At 66.6% G+C, this 19,407-nt stretch carries 17 protein-coding genes; 7 read left to right on the plus strand and 10 right to left on the minus strand.

What is annotated here, in order from left to right; translation table 11 throughout:
* The first annotated feature begins 31 nt into the window (after positions 1-31).
* The gene (locus KBY67_RS11170; RefSeq protein WP_255111114.1) at positions 32-523 is read left to right on the plus strand and encodes a hypothetical protein; all 492 of its coding nucleotides are present in this window, start codon (positions 32-34) and stop codon (positions 521-523) included.
* A 47-nt stretch (positions 524-570) separates the two neighbouring features.
* On the opposite strand, the gene KBY67_RS11175 is transcribed toward KBY67_RS11170, so the two are convergent.
* Positions 571-960, minus strand: coding sequence for a hypothetical protein (locus KBY67_RS11175; RefSeq protein ID WP_255111116.1), 390 nt, complete (start codon positions 958-960; stop codon positions 571-573).
* Between the two features lie 129 nt (positions 961-1,089).
* On the opposite strand from KBY67_RS11175, the gene KBY67_RS11180 reads away from it, so the two are divergent.
* Positions 1,090-2,742, plus strand: a complete 1,653-nt coding sequence (locus tag KBY67_RS11180; RefSeq protein WP_255111133.1) for an alpha-D-glucose phosphate-specific phosphoglucomutase — start codon at positions 1,090-1,092, stop codon at positions 2,740-2,742.
* A gap of 426 nt (positions 2,743-3,168) precedes the next feature.
* On the opposite strand, the gene glsA is transcribed toward KBY67_RS11180, so the two are convergent.
* From glsA to KBY67_RS11205, 5 genes are all read right to left on the minus strand, one after another.
* On the minus strand, positions 3,169-4,146 hold the full coding sequence (gene glsA / locus KBY67_RS11185) for a glutaminase A (protein ID WP_255111117.1): 978 nt from the start codon (positions 4,144-4,146) through the stop codon (positions 3,169-3,171).
* Positions 4,147-4,194: 48 nt separating this feature from the next.
* The gene (locus tag KBY67_RS11190) at positions 4,195-4,626 is read right to left on the minus strand and encodes a hypothetical protein (RefSeq protein ID WP_255111118.1); all 432 of its coding nucleotides are present in this window, start codon (positions 4,624-4,626) and stop codon (positions 4,195-4,197) included.
* A gap of 432 nt (positions 4,627-5,058) precedes the next feature.
* The gene (locus tag KBY67_RS11195; protein WP_255111119.1) at positions 5,059-5,340 is read right to left on the minus strand and encodes a hypothetical protein; all 282 of its coding nucleotides are present in this window, start codon (positions 5,338-5,340) and stop codon (positions 5,059-5,061) included.
* Positions 5,341-5,345: 5 nt separating this feature from the next.
* Positions 5,346-8,759 (minus strand): efflux RND transporter permease subunit, encoded by a 3,414-nt coding sequence (locus KBY67_RS11200; RefSeq protein WP_255111121.1) that lies wholly within the window; start codon positions 8,757-8,759, stop codon positions 5,346-5,348.
* A 13-nt stretch (positions 8,760-8,772) separates the two neighbouring features.
* Complete coding sequence (locus tag KBY67_RS11205) at positions 8,773-9,957, minus strand: efflux RND transporter periplasmic adaptor subunit (RefSeq protein ID WP_255111122.1); 1,185 nt, start codon at positions 9,955-9,957, stop codon at positions 8,773-8,775.
* A gap of 5 nt (positions 9,958-9,962) precedes the next feature.
* Between KBY67_RS11205 and KBY67_RS11210 the strand changes: the two genes are divergently transcribed.
* Positions 9,963-12,203: an AAA family ATPase gene (locus KBY67_RS11210; protein ID WP_255111123.1), complete on the plus strand. Its 2,241-nt coding sequence runs from the start codon at positions 9,963-9,965 to the stop codon at positions 12,201-12,203.
* A gap of 62 nt (positions 12,204-12,265) precedes the next feature.
* On the opposite strand, the gene KBY67_RS11215 is transcribed toward KBY67_RS11210, so the two are convergent.
* Positions 12,266-12,955: an alpha/beta hydrolase gene (locus KBY67_RS11215; protein ID WP_255111124.1), complete on the minus strand. Its 690-nt coding sequence runs from the start codon at positions 12,953-12,955 to the stop codon at positions 12,266-12,268.
* A gap of 89 nt (positions 12,956-13,044) precedes the next feature.
* Positions 13,045-13,551 (minus strand): hypothetical protein, encoded by a 507-nt coding sequence (locus KBY67_RS11220; protein WP_255111125.1) that lies wholly within the window; start codon positions 13,549-13,551, stop codon positions 13,045-13,047.
* A 64-nt stretch (positions 13,552-13,615) separates the two neighbouring features.
* Between KBY67_RS11220 and bcp the strand changes: the two genes are divergently transcribed.
* A complete protein-coding gene (bcp, locus tag KBY67_RS11225) occupies positions 13,616-14,083 on the plus strand; it encodes a thioredoxin-dependent thiol peroxidase (protein WP_255111126.1) in 468 nt (155 codons plus the stop codon).
* Here bcp and KBY67_RS11230 read toward each other — a convergent pair.
* Both KBY67_RS11230 and KBY67_RS11235 read right to left on the minus strand, forming a co-directional pair.
* Entirely contained in the window at positions 14,061-14,864 is an 804-nt protein-coding gene (locus KBY67_RS11230; protein ID WP_255111127.1) for a type III pantothenate kinase, read from the minus strand. The genes bcp and KBY67_RS11230 overlap by 23 nt on opposite strands.
* A 3-nt stretch (positions 14,865-14,867) precedes the next feature.
* Positions 14,868-15,629 carry a phosphoadenylyl-sulfate reductase gene (locus KBY67_RS11235; protein ID WP_399214347.1) on the minus strand — a complete coding sequence of 254 codons (762 nt, stop codon included), beginning with the start codon at positions 15,627-15,629 and terminating at the stop codon, positions 14,868-14,870.
* A 63-nt stretch (positions 15,630-15,692) separates the two neighbouring features.
* Here KBY67_RS11235 and KBY67_RS11240 point away from each other — a divergent pair, with 63 nt between their 5' ends.
* The 3 genes from KBY67_RS11240 to hflX are packed head-to-tail and all read left to right on the plus strand — an operon-like array spanning position 15,693 to position 19,233.
* Complete coding sequence (locus KBY67_RS11240; protein ID WP_255111129.1) at positions 15,693-16,934, plus strand: NAD(P)/FAD-dependent oxidoreductase; 1,242 nt, start codon at positions 15,693-15,695, stop codon at positions 16,932-16,934.
* Positions 16,931-17,593: an HAD-IA family hydrolase gene (locus KBY67_RS11245; RefSeq protein ID WP_255111130.1), complete on the plus strand. Its 663-nt coding sequence runs from the start codon at positions 16,931-16,933 to the stop codon at positions 17,591-17,593. Before KBY67_RS11240 ends, KBY67_RS11245 begins: the two co-directional genes overlap by 4 nt.
* Entirely contained in the window at positions 17,590-19,233 is a 1,644-nt protein-coding gene (gene hflX / locus KBY67_RS11250) for a GTPase HflX (RefSeq protein ID WP_255111131.1), read from the plus strand. Before KBY67_RS11245 ends, hflX begins: the two co-directional genes overlap by 4 nt.
* Positions 19,234-19,407: the final 174 nt, after the last annotated feature.

Here is a 19,407-nt window from a genome sequence, read left to right on the forward strand (position 1 = left end):
CCATGATGGGAGCACTTGCTGCCGCGCATCGATGGCCCCATCAAGCCTTGCCGCCACGCTGCTGAGCGCCGCCATGCTCGCTGCGCCAGGCCTGGCCATGGGCCCGGCCCAGGCCAACGACCTCTTCGCTATCTACCCCAGCACAGAGACGCTGCGCCAGGTGCAACTGGCCGCCCTGGACTGCGGCCGGGAGAATGCGGCCGCCCCATGTGATCGGGCCCGCAAGCTGGCGGATCCGCTGATGGATCACCCCCTGCTCGCGGGCTTCTGCAAGGACGCCCTCTGGGGTGTGGTTCAGATCGCCGTCACCGGCGCGGACAACAGCCTCAAGCGCCGTGACGACATCAATGCCGCCGCTGATCGGGTGGTCAGCAGCTGCCGGCCGCTGAGCAAGCCCGTGGCCAAAAAAGACGGGGCCGGTGGCCCAGGCGGTCCTGATTCCAGCGCCGGTGGACCTCCAGGTGGCTCGGGTGGCACTCGACCCTCAGGTTCTGGCTTCGGCTTCGGATCAGGCGACCGCTGATTGGTGAGGGTGAACCCACCCTGATGGCCGTGGTGGCCGCCGCCAGCTCAGGGGGTTGTGGCCACGGGCGTGTCCGAGAGCTTCAGCAGTTCCTTGGAGGTGCGCTCCATGAACTCCATCGACCAGCTGGTGCTCACCGCCGCCTGGTTGGCCAACGCACAGATCGGAGAACGATCGCCCTGGGCCTCGCAGCTGGAGGACAGACCGAGCAGGGCATTGGTGAGCTTGCCGGTGAGGCAACTGGAGGTGCCCGATTTCTCCAGCACGGCCGTGGCCGCCTGCCGGGTGATGCTGATGGCCTGGGGCATCGGCTTGGCCGGCGCAGCCCCCATCACTCCGGCCTGGGCTGGGGTGATGGAGAGGGCACCCACGGCCAACAACAACCCCTGGATCCGGGTCGACTGGGCGCTGGCGAAGGCCATCGACTTTGAGCTCATGCAGTGAGCCCAGGCTAGCCAGCGGCCCACAACGTGTCAGATGGCACCTGGCTGCAGGGCTAGCGTGAGATTTCCCCCAGGTTGGCATCCATGACCAGCAGCGCCTCCTCCGATGCCCAAGCCGCTGCCATGCCCCTCTCTCCATCGCCATCGGTTCGTCAGGTGCTCCTGAGCGCCCCCTTCACCGACCAGAAACCCGGCACCTCCGGCCTGCGCAAAAGCAGCCGACAGTTCGAGCAGCCCCATTACCTGGAGAGCTTCGTGGAGGCGGTCTTCCGGGTGGTGCCCGGAGTGGCGGGGGGCACGCTGATCCTTGGCGGCGACGGCCGCTACGGCAATCGACGGGCGATCGATGTGATCACGCGCATGGCCGCCGCCCATGGGGTGGCCCGGGTGATCACCACCACCGGCGGGATCCTTTCCACCCCCGCCGCCTCGAACCTGATCCGCAAGCACCAGGCCATCGGCGGCATCATCCTCTCGGCTAGCCACAACCCCGGCGGCCCCGAGGGTGATTTCGGCGTCAAGGTGAACGGCGCCAATGGCGGGCCGGCCCCTGAATCGATCACCGATGCCATCTACAGCGCCACCACCCAGCTGGAGGGCTACCGGATCGTTGACGCCGAGACGCCATCCCTGGAAGCGCCAGGGGCCTACGCCCTGGGTGAGCTGAGCATCGAGGTGATCGACGGAGTCGACGACTACGTCTCTCTGCTGCAGGGGCTGTTCGATTTCGACGCGATCAGCCAGATGCTGCGAGGCGACTTCCCGATCGCCTTTGATGCCATGCATGCCGTCACCGGTCCCTACGCCAGCCGCCTGCTGGAGGGGCTGCTGGGGGCACCGGCCGGCACCGTGCGAAACGGCATTCCCCTGGAGGATTTCGGCGGGGGCCACCCCGATCCCAATCTCACCTACGCCCACGAGCTGGCCGAGCTGCTGCTTGATGGCGACGCCTACCGCTTCGGGGCCGCCTGCGACGGCGACGGCGACCGCAACATGATCCTGGGCCAGCGCTGCTTCGTGAACCCCAGCGACAGCCTGGCGGTGCTCACCGCCAATGCCACCCTGGCCCCCGGCTACGCCGGCGGCCTCTCCGGGGTGGCCCGCTCGATGCCCACCAGCGCCGCGGTGGATGTGGTGGCCAGGGAGCTGGCCATCCCCTGCTTCGAAACCCCCACGGGCTGGAAGTTCTTCGGCAACCTGCTTGATGCCGGCCGGATCACCCTCTGCGGAGAGGAGAGCTTCGGCACCGGCAGCGACCACATCCGCGAGAAGGATGGTCTCTGGGCGGTGCTGTTCTGGCTGCAGATCCTGGCCACACGCCGCTGCTCGGTGGCCGAGGTGATGGCCGGCCACTGGAGCCGCTTCGGCCGCCACTACTACTCCCGTCACGACTACGAAGCGATCGCCAGCGACAGGGCCCATGGCCTCTACGACCGCCTGAAGGCCCTGCTGCCCTCCCTGGTGGGGACCGGCTTCGCCGGCCGCAGCATCACCACCGCCGACGACTTCAGCTACACCGACCCGGTGGACGGCTCGACAAGCGGGGGGCAGGGGCTGAGGCTGCTGCTCGAAGACGGCAGCCGCGTGGTGCTGCGTCTCTCGGGCACGGGCACCCAGGGAGCCACCCTGCGCGTCTACCTGGAGAGCTATGTACCGACGACCGGAGCCCTGCACCTCGATCCCCAGGACGCTCTCAGCGATCTGATCGGCGCCATCGACGATCTGGCCGAGATCCGCCAACGCACCTACATGGATCGCCCCACCGTGATCACCTGATCCGACGCGGCGAACGATTCCGCCAGCTGGGGCGTGTGGACCGCTCTGGCAGCGCAGAACCCAGAAGCCGTCCGCGTGCACGCTGTCGGCTCCGATTCATTAGTATCTAGACTAGCAAAGATGAACATCGTTGAGGAATAAGTTCAGGCACAGTCCTTAGGAATTCACCACTCCGGAACCTGTCGTTGGCGGCCGTGCCCTCGTCGTACAGCTTGTGCTGAGCACGGTGGTCGCTGATCAGTGGCCGTGGCACCACGATCGCCTGGTATCCACCGCCATGGCCAACACGGCCGCGATGACCCAGCGGTTCGGAACTCCCCTCAGAGCCTTCATCGTGCTGCCGCTGGTTTCGGCATTCTTCATCGATCTGGTGAACGCTGTGCTGATCCCCTTCTTCCTTCACCGCCTCTATGCCGCCCGCTGGAATCAGGCCTTGCCTTCCGACCGGGAAGCGAACAGATTCAGACCTAGGCGCTCGGAAAGGAAACGGGCGGTGAGCTGGCCCCGCACGCTGTTGCCTGCCTCATCGAGGGGCGGCGAGAAGGTGGCCAGGCCTCCCTTGCCCGGAGCCACGGTGATCATGCCGCCGGAAACGCCGCTCTTGCCCGGCAGGCCGGTGGCGTAGAGCCAGTCGCCGGAGGTTTCATAGAGGCCAGCGGTGACCATCACGGCCAACACGTGCTGGCAGATCACCGCCCCGATCACCTGCTCACCGGTGCACGGCTGTCGTCCACCATTGGCCAGGGTGGCGGCCATCAGAGACAGGTCCCGGGCCGTGACACTCAGGGCGCACTGGCGGGTGTAGAGATTGGTGGCGGCCACGGGATCGAACCAGATGCGCTCCTGCTCGCTGAGCAGGCTGGCGATGCCGGCATTGCGCCGGTTCGTGGCCAGCTCCGACGCATAGACGGCCCGATCGATCGCCAGCGGCCGCCCGGCGAAGCGGGAGAACCCCTCCTGGATGAAGGCCCATTTCGCTTCGGCGGTCTCCCCAGGCGCCAGGCTCGTGGCGGCGATCGCCCCGGCGTTCACCATCGGATTGGAGAGGCCCTCACCGCTGCGTTCCACCGCCAGCACGGAATTGAAGGGCAGGCCGGTGCTGTTCACGCCCAGCTTCTCGCGGGCTTCGTCCTCGCCGATCGCCTGGCAGATCAGGGCGAACAGGAACGGCTTCGAGAGGCTCTGGATGCTGAAGGGCTGAGCGGCCTCCCCCGCCTCGAACAGCTGGCCCCCGGTGGCGGCCACGCAGAGCCCGAAGTGAGATGGGGAGGCCGTGGCCAGGGCCGGAATGTAACTGGCCAGCTCGCCCTCCTCCACAGGGGTGAAGCGGCGATGGGCTTCATCCACCAGCTGCTGCACCACCGCCGCGGTAGGCAGATGGCCTGTCGAAACCCAGTCGGTCATGGACGATTGCGCAGTGGTTTCACCATCTTCACGTTGCTCTGCGTCGCTCTAAGAGGCTTCGGCCCGCTCCCAGGGCAAGCGGGGCAGGCGGTACAGCGTCTCCCGCTGGGCATCGATCCAGGTCTCGATCATCTCCGAGAGTTCGGGGGCGTCGGCCTCGAACCTGTGCTGGTGTGCGATCGCCAGACTCCCCGCCTGGATCACCACCAGATCAAACGGCGGCCCCACACTGAGGTTTGAGCGCTGGGTCAGCACTTCCGAGATCAGGCAGAGCCGGGCGGCATCTTCGAGGGAAAGATTGGGGTGGCCGACATTGTCGAGCGGAGGTTTGCCGTATTTGCTCTCGCCGATCTGCAGGTAGGGCGTTTCGCGGGTCGCCTTGACGGCGTTGCCCTGGGAGTAGATCAGATACAGGCCATGGGGTTCGCTGCCGATCTGCCCGCCGAAGATGAAGGATGCCCCAGCGGGGAACCCCCTCACGTAAGGCCGCTTCGTTCTCCTTCTGCACAGCCACGCTCACTCGGCCGAGATACGCCGCCGCTTCGAAGAGATAGTCGCAGTGGCGTAGATCCTTGCCTGACCCCTCTTCCAGCTCAACGGCACGTTTGAAATCGCGGCCGATCCAGCTGATCACCGCCTGGGTGGTGATGGCCAGACTTCCCACCGCCAGCAGCACGAACAGCCGATCATGACTGGGCTGGAACACGTACATCTTTCTGTAGCTGGAGATATAGTCAACCACCGCATTGGTGCGGGAATCGGAGACAAGCACCAGCCCCTGCTCAAGCCAGTAATCGATGCAATAGGTCATCGCGCCCCGTGTCTGCAGCTTCGGTCGATTTGAACCTATGACTGCTGATCCGCACCAGGGGGATTCGGCGACACACTGACTCTGATCTGCAAGGACCAGGGCTATGGCCCTCTGCTGCCACGGCCTCTACGGAGCTGCTGCTGCCGGTGGTACTCCGGATCAGGGTTGCTCTCCTGGAGCTGGCGAACAGTTTCAAGCGCCATGCACCCCAGGGTGCCGAAGGCTCCAAGCAGCACCCGGAACCAGAACTGGGCGTAGGAGGTCACCGCGACCGGTGTATTGGCCACGACCGACTCCAGAAAAAAGCTCACGGCCAGGCCAATAAGGCCCCCGACCAAGCCGATGAGCACGATGCGGCGTCCGTGAAGTGGCTCCGGCTGCATGGTCATCAGGGTAAGGGGGAGACCACGGCTGGTGGTGGTGACTTGTCGTCGCCGGACGTACCCAGCTGCTTGATCACCACGTAGAACACCGGGACCACAAACAACGAGAGCACCGTGGCCACCATCAGACCACCGAACACCACGGTGCCCAGGGAGGCCTGGCTGCGGGCTCCGGCCCCATTGGCCAGCACCAGGGGCAGGAAGCCGAACAGGGAGGAGATCGCCGTCATCAGGATCGGCCGAAGCCTGGATTCCGCCGCCTCCTTCGCCGCCTGATAGGGAGTGGCTCCCTCGGCCATGCGCTGGTTGGCCAGATCAACGATCAGGATCCCGTTCTTGGCGGCCAGGCCGATCAGCATCACCAGCCCCACCTGGGCATAGATATTGAGCACTTCCCCTCGGGCGGCCAGGAAGGCCAGGGCCCCCAACATGGCGGTGGGCACGGTCATCAGAATGATCAGCGGGTCGACATAGCTCTCATATTGAGCCGCCAGCACCAGGTACACCACCAGGATGCCCAAGGCGAAGATCACCACGGCCAGGGCACCGGCCTTCACTTCCTCCCGTGAGAGGCCGGTCCAGTCGAAGCCGAGGCCGTTGGTGCCCAGCTCGGCAAAGGTGTCGGCCATGCCCTTGATCGCTTCGCCGGAACTGCGACCAGGGGCGGCGGAACCATCAATCTTGATGGAGCGGAACAGGTTGAAGTGGGGAATCACCGCCGGGCCGGTGGTGGGCTCCACCGTGAACACCTCGGCCAGCGGCACCGGCTCCCCCCGCCGGCTGTTCACGAACAATGACTTCAACTGCTGGGGGGTGGCCCGGAACTGAGCATCCGATTGGACAAAGACCCGGCGGATCCTGCCCTCCTGGAAGGTGTCGTTGATGTAGGCACCGCCGAAGTAGAAGCTGAAGGCCTGCATCGCCTGGCCATAATCCACATCGAGGGCCGCCAGTTGATCACGATTCACGCTCACCTTGAGCTGGGGAGATTCCGGTGTGAACTGGGTGAACACACGGCTGAATACGTTCGTCTGCAGAGCCTTACCGATCAACTGATTGGCCGTGGAGGAGAACTCCGGCAGGGTGAGGGCACCACCACTCTGATCCAGCAACTGGAATTCGAAACCACCGGAAGTTCCATAGCCGGGAATGGCCGGAGGTTCCACCACAAAGATCCTGGCCCCATCGATCACCGAGAGCTTGCGGTTCAACCGCTCCACGATCTGATCCATGAACTGATCGGGATTGGGACGATCGTCCCAGTTCTTGGCTCCAATGAAGAAGAGACCGCGATTGGGCGCATTGCCATCCAGACTGAAGCCGCTGATGATCACAGCTGTGGAGATCTCCGGCTCGGTGCGGATGATCTCCGCCACCCGAGCATTGATCCTGCGCGTGTTCTGCTCAGAGCCTCCATCGGGGGCCTGCACGAAACCGATGGCATAACCCTGATCCTCCACTGGCACGAAACCTGAGGGGATTGAGGTGAAGGCCACACCCGTGAGCGCGATGCCGCCCACAAGCACGCCCATCATCAGAGTGCGGTGGGCGAGCACCCAGGCCAGGGCACGCTGATACCAGCCTTCACCGGCTGAGTAAACGCGGTTGAAGCGGTTGAAGATCGGGGTAAGGAAGGCCCCCACCAGCAGCCCGATCAGGCTGAACATCACCACCGCAACAGGGTTGGAGACTCCCCCCAGCAGCAATCCAAGCACCGCTGCCGCGATCGTGACAGGAAGGCGCAGGGGCAGACGGGTGATCAACCCCAGCAGATAGCCCAGCAACAGACCGCCCACCACCCAGGCGAGCACCACCAGGGCACCGCCGCCACTCACCAACAGGCCATAGACGAAGCCGATCGAGGTTCCGGCAATGGCATAGGCACGGCGGGTGGGTGGAGCCGCTTCGCGGGCCAGCAGCAAGGCCGAGAGCATCGGTGAGAAGGTGAGCGCATTGAACGTCGAAATGGCCACTGAAAAGATGATCGTGGCCGCGAACTGCTGATAAATCGTTCCGGTGGCGCCGGGGAAGAAGAGCACCGGCAGAAACACAGCGAACAGCACCAGGGACGTGGCGATCACTGCACCGAAGAGCTCATTCATAGTGCTCTTGGCCGCCTCGAGGGCCGTGAGGCCCTGAGCTTTCTTGGTGGAGGTGTCCTCGATCACGGTGATCGCGTCATCGACCACCAGCCCCGTGGCCAGCACCAAGCCAAAGAGCGTGAGCTGGTTGAGCGAGAAGCCCGCAATCTTCACGAACAGGAACGTGCCCACCAGTGCCACGGGGATGGCGATTCCTGGCACGAGCGTGGCCTTCCAGTTCTGCAGGAATAGAAACAGGATCAGCACAACCAAGATCACCGCATCACGCAGGGAACTGGTTACGCCCTGGATCGATGCGTTGATGAAATCGGTGTTGTCGTAGATCTTCTCCACCTTCATGCCGGGCGGCATGCTGAGACTGAATTCCTTGAGTACCTCCTCAACACCCCGCGACACATCGAGAGCGTTGCTCCCACTCAACTGATACACCAGCAGTCCCACCGAAGGAACGGCTTTCAGATCGGTGGCGTTGGCGGCATAGGCTTCAGCGCCCAGCTCGACGCGACCCACGTCCCTGAGTCGCACCAGCCCCCCCTCATCGGTGCTGCGCAGGATCAAGTTAGAAAACTCTTCTGAGCTGCGCAACCGCCCCTGTAACTGCACGGTGAAGGTGAACTGCTGGCCATCAGGAGCGGGTTCTCCACCCACCTGGCCGGCGGGCACCAGGCGACTCTGACTGCGCAGAGCATTCACCACATCGGTGGAACTGAGCTTGTTGGCCGCCAGACGGTCAGGGTCGAGCCACAGGCGGAAGGCGAGCTGGCGGTTTCCTGTATAGGCGATGTTGCCTACACCCTTGACCCGTTTGATCCGGTCGGTGAGGTTCTGATCGAGCAGGCCACTGATGAATTCAGTGCTGTAAGGATTATTGGCATCTTCACTGCCGAAGTTATAGACGAGCAGAATCGAGTTTGACGCCTTATTGACGATGACACCGGATTGCCTCACCTCCTCGGGCAACTGCGGTTGGGCGAGTGCCACCCGGTTCTGAACATTCACCTGGTTGATGTCACCGTCGGTGCCACTGGCGAACGACACGGTGATGGCGCTGCTACCATCGGCGGCGCTGGAGGATGTGATGAACTCCATGTTCTCCACCCCGTTGATCTGCTGCTCCAGCACATTGGTGACTCCCTCCTCCACCGACACCGCGTCAGCGCCGTTGTATCGGGAGTTCACCGTCACCGTGGGTGGGGCGATGTCGGGCAGGTTTTCGATCGGCAGCAGCGGAATAGCGATCAGCCCACCGATCACCAGCAGCAGACTGCAAACCGTGGTCATCACCGGCCGGGTAATGAAATTGTCGGAAGCGGACATCTGGCTGCAGCTCCTACTGCGCCGTCACGGGAGTGCCGTGACGCAAGGTGAGCAGATTGGTCGTGATCACCCGTTCACCGGGGGGCACACCGCGAAAAACCGCATAGCGGTTGTTCTGCAATGGTCCGAGTAGCACAGGGCGCTGCAGGGCGAAGCTGGTGCCAGGGGGCAACTGGCGCAACTGCTCCAGAGGGGCCTTGCCCGGATTCTTCTCCAGATCCTGCAGGGTGCCGAGGGCGAACACGAAGCTCTGGCCAGCCGTCTGGGTGACGGCTGCGAAGGGCACCGACGGCAGATCGGCCGCATCGAGCTGGACCCGGGTGCGCAAGCGCAGGCCAGTGCGCAGAGCACCGGTGGGGTTATCGAATTCGGCCTTGACGAGCAACGCCTGGGTACCGACGTTCACGACCGGATCCACGGAGCTCACCACTCCGCGGGCCAGAACCCTGGGCGACAGGGGCTCCTGCAGGGTCACCGGCAGGCCGGGCTTCACCCGGGCGGTCAGCACGCCAGGAACGTCGATGCGGGCAGTGAGGCGGTCGTTGCGCACCACCTTGGTGAAGGGATCGCCGGCACGGATCACATCACCCACCTTCACCTGCAGATCGCTGATCACCCCATCACTGGGGGAGCGCAGATCGCGGAAGGCCAGATCGGCCTCCCGGGCCCGCAGGGCCTCCCGCGACTGCACGTACTGGGCGCGGAACTGGTCGCGCTGCAGGGCACTGGCGGCCCCTTGGCGCACAAGGAACTCAAAGCGCTTGTAGTTGAGCTCGTCTTTCTCCTGCTGGGCGCGCAGACTGGCCACATCGGCGCGTACCTGCACCTGATCGAGCACCATCAGCAGCTGGCCCTGTCGCACCACATCGCCCTGACGCACCAGCAGGCGCTCAATGCGACCGCCGGCTTGGGGCGCCAACTGCACCACGCTGAGAGCCTCAAGGGTGCTGATCGTGTCGACGTCGTCGCTGAAGCGAGCCAGGGAGACTGGTTCCGTCTTGACCTGGACCTGTCTGGGGGGCGGTTTGGGAGGATCGCCGCAGCCACTGAGACCAGCCGCCATCAGACCGAGAGCGGCCGGGATCACCAGACAGGAACGCTTCACGCACGGTGACAAGAGTTGCCCGATTCTGCAGGCCCGTGCCTTCACCTGCAGGTCCTGAAGGTTGATCCCAGGATTGTCCTCATCCCGCCACACGCTTCTTGAGCGATCTGTTCAGCCATCAGGGGGAGATCAACCGCCAGGCTCTCGCCCCCCTGGCCGATCGTCTGCGCCCCCGCAGCCTGGAGGAATTCGTGGGCCAGGAGGAGATCCTGGGCCCCGGGAGGCTGCTGCGGCGGGCGATTCACGCCGATCGGGTGGGGAATCTGATCCTGCACGGGCCGCCCGGGGTGGGAAAGACCACCCTGGCGCGCATCATCGCCAACAGCACCCGCGCCCACTTCACCAGCCTCAACGCCGTGCTGGCTGGGGTCAAGGACCTGCGTGTGGAGGTGGAGGCGGCACGCCAGCGGCTGGAGCGCCACGGACTGCGCACCCTGCTGTTCATCGATGAAGTGCATCGCTTCAACGTGGCCCAGCAAGACGCCCTGCTGCCCTGGGTAGAAAACGGCACCGTGACCCTGATTGGCGCCACTACCGAGAACCCCTTCTTCGAAGTGAACAAGGCCCTGGTGAGCCGCTCGCGGCTCTTCCGCCTGCAGCCGCTCGAGCCCCGTGACCTGCGGGTGCTCCTGGAGCGCGCCCTCGCCGACAGGGAGAGGGGCTATGGCGGCCGGCCGGTGGAGCTGACCCCCGAAGCCGCCGATCACCTGCTGGACGTGGCCGGCGGTGATGCCCGCAGCCTGCTCAACGCCCTGGAGCTGGCGGTGGAGAGCAGCGCCGCCGATGACACCGGGGTGGTCCGGATCGACCTGGAGATCGCCGAACAATCGATCCAGCAGCGGGCCGTGCTCTACGACAAGCAGGGGGATGCCCATTTCGACACGATCAGCGCCTTCATCAAGTCGCTGCGGGGATCCGACCCCGACGCCGCCCTGTTCTGGCTGGCGCGGATGGTGGAGGCCGGTGAGAATCCGCGCTTCATTTTCCGGCGCATGCTGATCTCCGCCGGCGAAGACATCGGTCTGGCCGACCCCCAGGCGATCGTGGTGGTGGAAGCCTGCGCGGCGGCTTTCGAGCGTGTGGGTCTGCCGGAGGGGCTTTATCCCCTGGCCCAGGCCGCCGTCTACCTGGCCGGCGCGGAGAAGAGCAACAGCCTGTTGGGGTTCTTTGACGCCCTCAGGAGTGTGCGGGTCAGCAGCCGCCAGGAGGTGCCCTCCCAGCTGCGCGATGCCAACCGCGATGGGGCGGCCTTCGGCGATGGGGTGGGCTACCGCTATCCCCATGCCTACGCCGAGCACTGGGTGGCCCAGACCTATCTCCCCGCCGCCCTGCAGGGAGAGGTGTTCTGGGTGCCGGGTCGCCTCGGCTGGGAGGGGCAACTGCAGGGCCGGCTGCAGCGGCGGCGGGCCGCCCAGCTGGCCGCCGCCGCTGAGGGCGCAGCCAACGACGGCCCCCTGCTCAGCAGCGGTCCAGGCGACGCGGAGCTGGAACGCTGGCTCCAGCGCCAGGCTGCCGCCGAAGGCGAGCGGCTTGATCAGCTGCGCCAGCGCTTCTGGCAGGGGGCCGACTGGCGTCGACAGGACCGGACGCTGGTGCTGGCGGCCCGCTCCCTGCTCTGGGCCCTGGATCCCCTGGAGCACTGCCCAGAGGGGGGCGTGCTGATCAGTGTGGATAACGCCGCTGATCAGGAGCGTCTGCAGGCCCAGAATCAGCTGCTGGAGAGCCTGCGCAGCCCCCGGATTCTGCGGCTGGAACCCACCAGACCCGAGGGACTGGCTGAAGCGCTGGAACCTGGCGAGTGCTTCGAGTGGATGGTGGGCCGCTCACCCTTCCAGGGGCTCGCCCCTGAGCTTTGGCAGCGATGGCTGCAGGAGCTGAATCGGCTGGCCAGCCCCAGGGCGCAGTGGCGCCTGCTGCTGAGTGGGCCGCAGCTGGGTCCCGCCGGGGCACTGGCGGAACTGCTGGCCAGGCCTGGAGGCCCAGCTGCGGCCAGCACGGACAGGCCCCTGCTGGAGCTACTGCAGCGTGTCAGCGCAGAGGAGCCCACCTGGCTGATGCCGCGGCCGACGCCCCAGGAGCTGACCACGGCGCTGGGGGCTCTGGGCTGGCAGGTGGAGTGCGAGAGCTGGGAGGAGTCGCTGAACCTGGAGCTGAGTGCAGCCGCCTGCCAGCGCTGGCTCGGCCCAGGCGCGGCCTACCGAAGCCGGCTGGAGACCCTGTTGAGCCCTGCAGAGATCGCCACGCTGGACGCTGGCTTCCGTGCTCAGCTCAGGGCGGTGCTGCCCCAGCGGCTGGGCCACCAACGCCTGATCGCCCACCGCAGCGGAGCGGGCCCATGAAAAAACCCCGGCACTGCCGGGGTTCGCTGAAAGGGCTTCTGGCCTCAGCCAGTGGCCCGGTGTCACCAGAGGCCGCGGATGGGCTCAGCCTGGGGGGTGAAGGCAGGGGCAGGGGCAGTGCGCACCTGAGCCACGGGGTCCGTCATCTGGTTGGCCTGGATGCAGGCCGGCAGGAAGACGTACCAGGAGAGCAGGGAGGTGCACTGGGCCTCGCCCTGGCACTTACCTTCGGCACAGATGTTCTGCTTGCCGTCGTAGGTGCCGCAGGTGTCAGCCAAGCGGAAGTCAGTAGGCAGAGCGGCCATGATGCCGGCCGAGGAGATGGAGCCATCGGCAGCGTCGGCGATGATCGCGCCACGCAGACCCTGCACCGCGTAGGTGCTCATCGTCCAGTAGGGGAAGTAGCTGCGGGTCTGGTTCTTGAGGAACTTGACGCCGGCATCCGAATAGAGGAAGCGGGTCACACCCACCACATCGACGCTGTAGCTCTTGGCCAGGCCGGTGCGGATTTCGCTGGCGGTCCAGCCGGAGCGGGAGATGCCGCCGGCCAGACCACGGTCGACCACATCACCGGTTTCGATGAAGGTTTTAAAGGAATCCAGACTCGTGGACCACACGGCACCGCCGGTGTTCCAACGAACGGGAAGATCATTGTCCACAGCGGCCGAAGCGGGCAGAGCTGTGACTGAGAGAGCGGCTCCTGCAAGGAGACCAGCGGCAAGACGCTTCAGCACGGGTAGGCGAAGGAACATCCCTATGAACCTAACCAGCTGAGTTGCACTTGCCAACATCTTTTCGAGTAAATGCAGACAGACCTTCGGCTGACCACACCTGTGAAGGATCAGGGTGTGGTGCGAAGACGCCTGGCGCTCCCGAGCGAGCGCCATCCCGGCGGACAGCCGAGGCGGTCGGACTGAAAGGGGAAGGCTCCAGGGGTGCCCTCTCCGCGGCAGACCACCCCACGGGGAACGCTTTCGATGGCCTCCACCCGGGCCACGTAAGCCTCCTTCCCCGTTCGCGGGGTGAGCCGGAGCTGGGTGCTCTGCTCCTCCAGCTTCAGTTCGGCCTTCATGTCCTGGGGAGCTTCAATCCCCAGCACATCGAGGTAGCCGCTGAAGCCCCCCCAGAAGTACCTGGTGATCTGGGCGCCCACGAAGCGGTTGAGCAGCAGGGCCACCTGCTGACGCTGATCCAGCAGGGCCTCCTGGGCCTCGAGATCAGCCAGCACCACAGACGCTGAGGTGCCCGGACGGCTGGCCAGGGGCGGCTGCAGGCTGAACTGGACCAGACCGGCGACGCCGATCAGCGTCAGCAGGGTGGAAAGACCGAGGCGAAGGGCGAGGGCCATCGGGCTGCGGGAGATCACCCGACCTTACCGGCCACCTAGGGTCGCTCCAGATACTGGTTGCACCATGACGCTGCAGATCGGAGATCCGGCTCCAGCTTTCACGCTTCCTGACCAGGACGGCAGTCCTGTGTCGCTCGCTGAACTGCGGGGAGCTCGGGTGATTCTCTATTTCTATCCAAAAGACGACACCCCAGGCTGCACAAAGGAAGCCTGCGGGTTCCGTGACCAGTGGGCCAGCTTCGAGCAGCACGGCATCAAGGTGCTGGGCATCAGCAAGGACGGAGCCGGCAGCCACACCAAGTTCATCAGCAAGTTCCAGCTGCCCTTCACCCTGCTCAGCGACCCCGAGCCGTGTGAGGTGGCCACGTCCTACGAGAGCTATGGGCTGAAGAAGTTCATGGGCAAGGAGTTCATGGGCATGATGCGCCACACCTTCGTGGTCGACCCTGAGGGGAAGCTGGAGCGCATCTACTGGAAGGTCAAATCTGAGGAGATGGCCCAGCAGGTCCTCACGGACCTGGGTCTGAGCTGAGGGCCACCAGGGCCTCGAGGGCCAGCTCCGGTGCCAGTTCATAGGGCACCTGCTCCCGCTCCAGCAGCGGCGCCAGCGCTGGGGCATCGCCACCTGTGAGCCAGAGCGCGGTGGGCTCCAGCCGCTGCAGGTCGCGCCAGCCCTGGGCCACCGCCGCCGCCACGCCCAGCAGACAGCCCACCCGCATCGCCGACTCAGTGTTGATCGGCCAGGGGTCGATCAGCCAGCGGTCCATGGCCTCAGCGAAGTTGGAGAGCCCCTCAGCCGCTGGCTTCAGCAGCGGCAGCAGCGCCGTCGACTGGCCAAGGGAATGCAGCTGGGTGCTCACACCGGGCTGCAGCCGCCCCCCCGCGAAAGCCCCGGCGGCCCCCACCCGCGTGAGGCTGAGCGCCGTGCCCGCATCGGCCACCAGCACGGCCCCTCCCCCCCGCTGGCCCTGACGCCACCAGGCCTGCCAGCCCACCAGAGCGCGGTCGATGCCCAGCCAGGGGGGCAGCTGCTGCAGGGGCACCTGCTTGAGCCACAGACGCCGAGCATTCAGCTCCTCCAGCCTGCGAAATGCTGGTTCGCCGTGGCTCGGCAGCCGGCCCACGGCCGCCCAGGCCCTCAGCCGGCTCCACTCCAGGCCGTTGGGCTCAGACGGGTGCGGGCTGTGGCTGAAACGCAGGGGCAGTGGGCCGGAACCCACCGCAGATCTTGTGTCGGCGCCTGACTGATCGATCGCCTCGGCCCAATGCCAGCGGCTGTTGCCGATCAACAACCAGAGGTCGCCAGCCGTCACAACTCAGATGCCCTCGCCCATCACTCCCGGCAGGTGGATGCCGCATTCCTGCTTGAGCCCGCCGAAGCGGCTGGCGCGGCCGTCGCCGTCGTCGGGTCGGCTGGAATGCCAGTCGCCCACGCTGGAATAGCCCTGCTCGAACAGCGGGTGCTGGGGCAGGGCGTGGTTCTCCATGTAATAGAAGACCTGGCGCGGATCCCAGGAGAGCAGGGGTCGCAGCGACCAGCGACCACGCACACCATCGAGGGCGGCCATGGCGCCGCGGTGATCGGTCTGGCCGCCGCGCACACCACTGGCCCAGCAGTGCACCCCCAACTCCTGGAAGAGCCGATCCAGAGGCTCCACCTTGCGCAGGCGGTGATAGGTCTGCAGATCGTCCACCCGGCCGCTCTCCCAGAGGCGGCCGTAGAGCGCCTCCATCCGGGCCGGCGAGAGATCCGCCTGCGCCACCTTGAGATTGAGGTTCAAGGCGGTGCAGAGCCTGTCGGCATAGAGATACGTTTCTGGGGGAAGGTAGCCGGTGTCCACCCAGAGCACGGGGATGCGCTCGCTGAGCCTGCTGGCCATGTGCAGCAGGACGGCCGACTGGATCCCAAAGCTGGTGGTGAGCGCGAACCCCTCGCCGAAGGTCTCGTACCCCCAGGCCAGTTGCCCAGCGGCATCGAGGGGCTCCAGCAGACGCCGAGCCGGCTCCGGCTCGACGGTCCGGCCGAGCCGATCCGTCGGCAACGGGGTCGTGGTGAGGCTGGTCATGACGTCCATCATCTCCTCCGGGGCAACACCGCTGGTTAGGGTTTGGTCAACCCCAGACGGCAGGACCTTTCGCCCATGGAGGAGCCCAGCAAGCAACCGGCCCACACGTCTCCACAGGCGCCCAGCCCAGCCCGCCCCGTGCTGATTGCCGGCGGTGGCTTCGGCGGGCTCTACACCGCCCTGGCCCTGGCCTCCCGCCGTCATCATCCGCCGATTCTGCTGGTGGAGCCCCAGGAGCGCTTCCTGTTCCTGCCCCTGCTCTATGAGCTGCTCTCTGAGGAACTGCGCGGCTGGGAAGTGGCCCCCCGCTACGACACCCTGCTGGCCAGCCGCGGCGTGGCCTGGCTGCGGGACCGCATCACCCATGTCGATGCCAAGGCCGGCTGTGTGTCCACCGAGCAGGGCCGCGAGCTGGCCTATTCGCGCCTGGTGATCGCCACCGGCAGCCGCGGCACCAGCTACGGCATCCCCGGAGTCGAGGAGCTGGCCATCCCCTTCCGCAGCCTTGCTGACGTGGAACGACTGCAGGAGCTGGTGCAGCACCTGAGCAGCCAGCCCAGGCCGCTGCAGCGGCTGGCTCTGGTGGGGGCCGGACCGAGCGGCGTGGAGCTGGCCTGCAAGCTGGCCGATCTGCTGCGGGGAAGCACCGTGATCGAGCTGATCGAGCAGGGTGCGGATCTGCTGCCCCAGGCCCGTGCCTTCAACCGTGAACAGGCCCGCTCGGCCCTGCTGCGCCGTGACATCCGCCTGCGCACCCACACCAAAGTGCTGGCCCTGGAGCCCGGCCGCCTGCAGTTGAGTCTCAGGGCGGGTGAGGATGACAGCAGCCACGAAACCCTGCCGGTGGATGGGGTGATCTGGACCGCTGGGGTGACGGTGGCCCCGCCGCCGATCGAGCCCGCCGCCAGCCTTGATGGCCGGGGCCACCTGCTGTGTGAGCCAACCCTGGAGCTGGAGCAGACCCCGGGAGTGTTTGCACTTGGGGATGTGGCCCACGTTGCGGATGCCGATGGGGTGCCCCTGGCGGCCACGGCCCAGGTGGCCTTCCAGCAGGCCGACTGCCTGGCGGACAATCTGTTGCGCTCCCTCGAGGGTGAGCCCTTGCAGCCGTTCCGCTGGAATGATCTGGGCGAGATGATCAGCCTGGGCATCGGCGAGGCCAGCCTCACCGGTCTGGGCCTGACCCTGGCTGGACCCGCCGCCTACCGCATCCGCCAGCTCACCTACCTCTCGAGGCTGCCGGGCTTGCCGCACCAGCTCCGGGTGGCGGCGGGCTGGCTGAGCGATCTCGGCAGCCCGCTGCCCTCGCCTCGATGAGGGAACCCCTCAGCCCCGGGGCGCCCGCCGCGCTGCTGCTGGATGCGATGGGAACGCTGATCGGCCTGCGCCAACCAGTGGGCCACACCTACGCGGAGGTGGCCCGGCGCCACGGCGTGATCGTGGAGCCGGCGGCGATCAACCGGGCCTTTCCCGCCGTGCTGCATCAGGCTCCGCCGCTGGCCTTCCCAGGCCTGCAGGGCCCGGAGCTGCTGGCGGCCGAGCAGCAGTGGTGGGGCCAGCGCATTGAAGACACCTTTCGCTCAGCCGGCGACCAGCTGGCCGGGCTGGACTGGCCCCCACAGCTGTCCGTCGAGCTGTTCGAGCGCTTCGCCGAGCCGGATCTCTGGCAGGTTTATCCCGATGTGATCGGCCCGATGGGCCGGTGGCACGGAGCCGGTCTGCGCCTGGCAGTGGTGAGCAACTTCGATCAGCGCCTGCACGGACTGCTGGAGGCCCTTGGCCTGGCTCAGCTGTTGGAGCTGGTGGTGGTCTCCAGTGCGGCCGGTGCCGCCAAACCCAGCCCGCAGCCCTTCCAGCTGGCCCTGGACGGCCTGGGGCTCAGGCCCGAGCAGGTCTGGCACGTGGGCGACAGCCCCGAGGATGTGGCCGGTGCCCGAGCGGCCAGGATCAGCTGCGTTCTGATTCAGCGCCGTTGAAACAGTCTGTCCTTGCCGGCCGCGTCACAGGGCTGCGGCCCGCTCAGAAGCGGCGGCTGGAGCGGCTGGCCCAGCGCCGTCACCCAGAGCAGGGGGGCGCCGACCTGCTGGGGCTGCAGCGCCTGGCGGCGGAGGCCCGGGAGCTGGAACTGCCCCTCAGCCTGGTGGTGGATGGTCGCGGCCTCTGCCGCCTGCTCTGGGTAGGTCCCCTGGAGCAATCGGGCCGCCTGATCGAGCGCCTGCCCGGTTCCGAGCGCCGTCAGGGCCACGACCTGCGGCTGCTCAGCTGCGTCGGCCGGGGGCAATCCCTGGATCCCGTCGGCAGCGACGCCCTGGTGGGCATGGACCTGCAGCCCCTCTTCTGGCTGCGCTTCAGCGACCGCGCCCGCTCCGGCGGTCGCTGGCCCGCCGCCGTCTATGGGCTCAGCTGCGATCAGGCCCAGCCCTGGAGCTGCCGGCTGGAGGGCGAGCTCGCCGACCTCTGTGATCCCGGCATCAACCCGGCCGAGGTCAACGAGCCCGACGGAGCCCAGGCGAGCAACCAGGTCCGGCAGGGGCCGGAGCAAGTGATGCTGCTGGCGCTGGTGGGGAGCGATGAGGGCGAGAGCCAGCGCGATATCGCCGAGCTCGAAGGGCTGGTGCGCAGCGCCGGAGGTCTGCCGGTGGGGGTGGTGCGTCAGAGGCGCCAGCAGGCCTCCCACACCCTCTGGGGCGAAGGCAAGCTGCGGGAAGCGGCGCTGGAGGCTCGCCGGCTAGGGGCCACCCTGGTGGTGACCGACCGGGAGCTGACACCGGTGCAGGCCCGCAACCTGGAGCGCCTGCTGGACCTGCCGGTGAGTGACCGCAGCGAACTGATCCTCGATATTTTCGCCCAGCGGGCCGCCAGCAGCGCCGGGCGCCTGCAGGTGGAGCTGGCCCAGCTGCGCTACCGGCTCCCCCGGCTGAGCGGCCGCGGCCTGAGCCTCTCGCGCCAGGGGGGCGGCATCGGCACCCGCGGACCAGGCGAAACCCAGCTGGAAAAAGACCGTCGCGCCATCGCCCGCCGGATCGAGCGGTTGCAGCGGGATGTGGAGCGGCTGGGGGAGCACCGGGCTCGACTGCGTCAGGGCCGGGGTGGGTTGAAACGGCTGGCCCTGGTAGGCTACACCAATGCGGGCAAGAGCTCCCTGCTCAACGCCCTGACCCAGCCTGTGGCCGGGGAAGAAGTGCTGGCTGAGAACAAGCTCTTCGCCACCCTCGATCCCACCACGCGCCGGCTGGAGCTGCCCGATGGCAGCGGAGTGGTGCATCGCCTCCTGCTCACCGACACGGTGGGTTTCATCCGCCAGTTGCCACCGCCGCTGGTGGAGGCCTTCCGCTCCACCCTTGAGGAAACCCTGGAGGCCGACGGCCTGCTGATCGTGGTGGACCTGTCAGATCCGGCCTGGCCCGTCCAGCTCAGCACGGTTCACACCATCCTCGACTCCCTCGGCAGCGAAGCACCCCGCCGGCTGGTGGCGAACCAGATCGATCGCTGCCCGGCCGGTGCCCTGGATCAGGCCAGGGCCCTGGCGGCCGATGTGGTGTTCATTTCCGCAACGGAGGGGCTGGGGTTGCAGCATCTGCGCGACCTGCTGCATGATTGGCCGCAATCCATATAGGGATTACGTCCATGGACGACCTGCTCCAGGCCGCCCTCCAGCCCCAGGCCCTGATCACCCTGCTGGTGCTGGCCCTGGCGATCGTGCTGTTCATCAGCGGTTGGCTTGCCCCGGAAGTCACGGGTCTTCTGGTCGCCGGTCTGCTGATGGCCACTGGAGTGCTCCAGCCCGCCG

It is taken from the genome of Synechococcus sp. RedBA-s (assembly GCF_024345495.1).
In the GTDB taxonomy this organism is placed as follows: Bacteria; Cyanobacteriota; Cyanobacteriia; order PCC-6307; family Cyanobiaceae; genus Regnicoccus_A.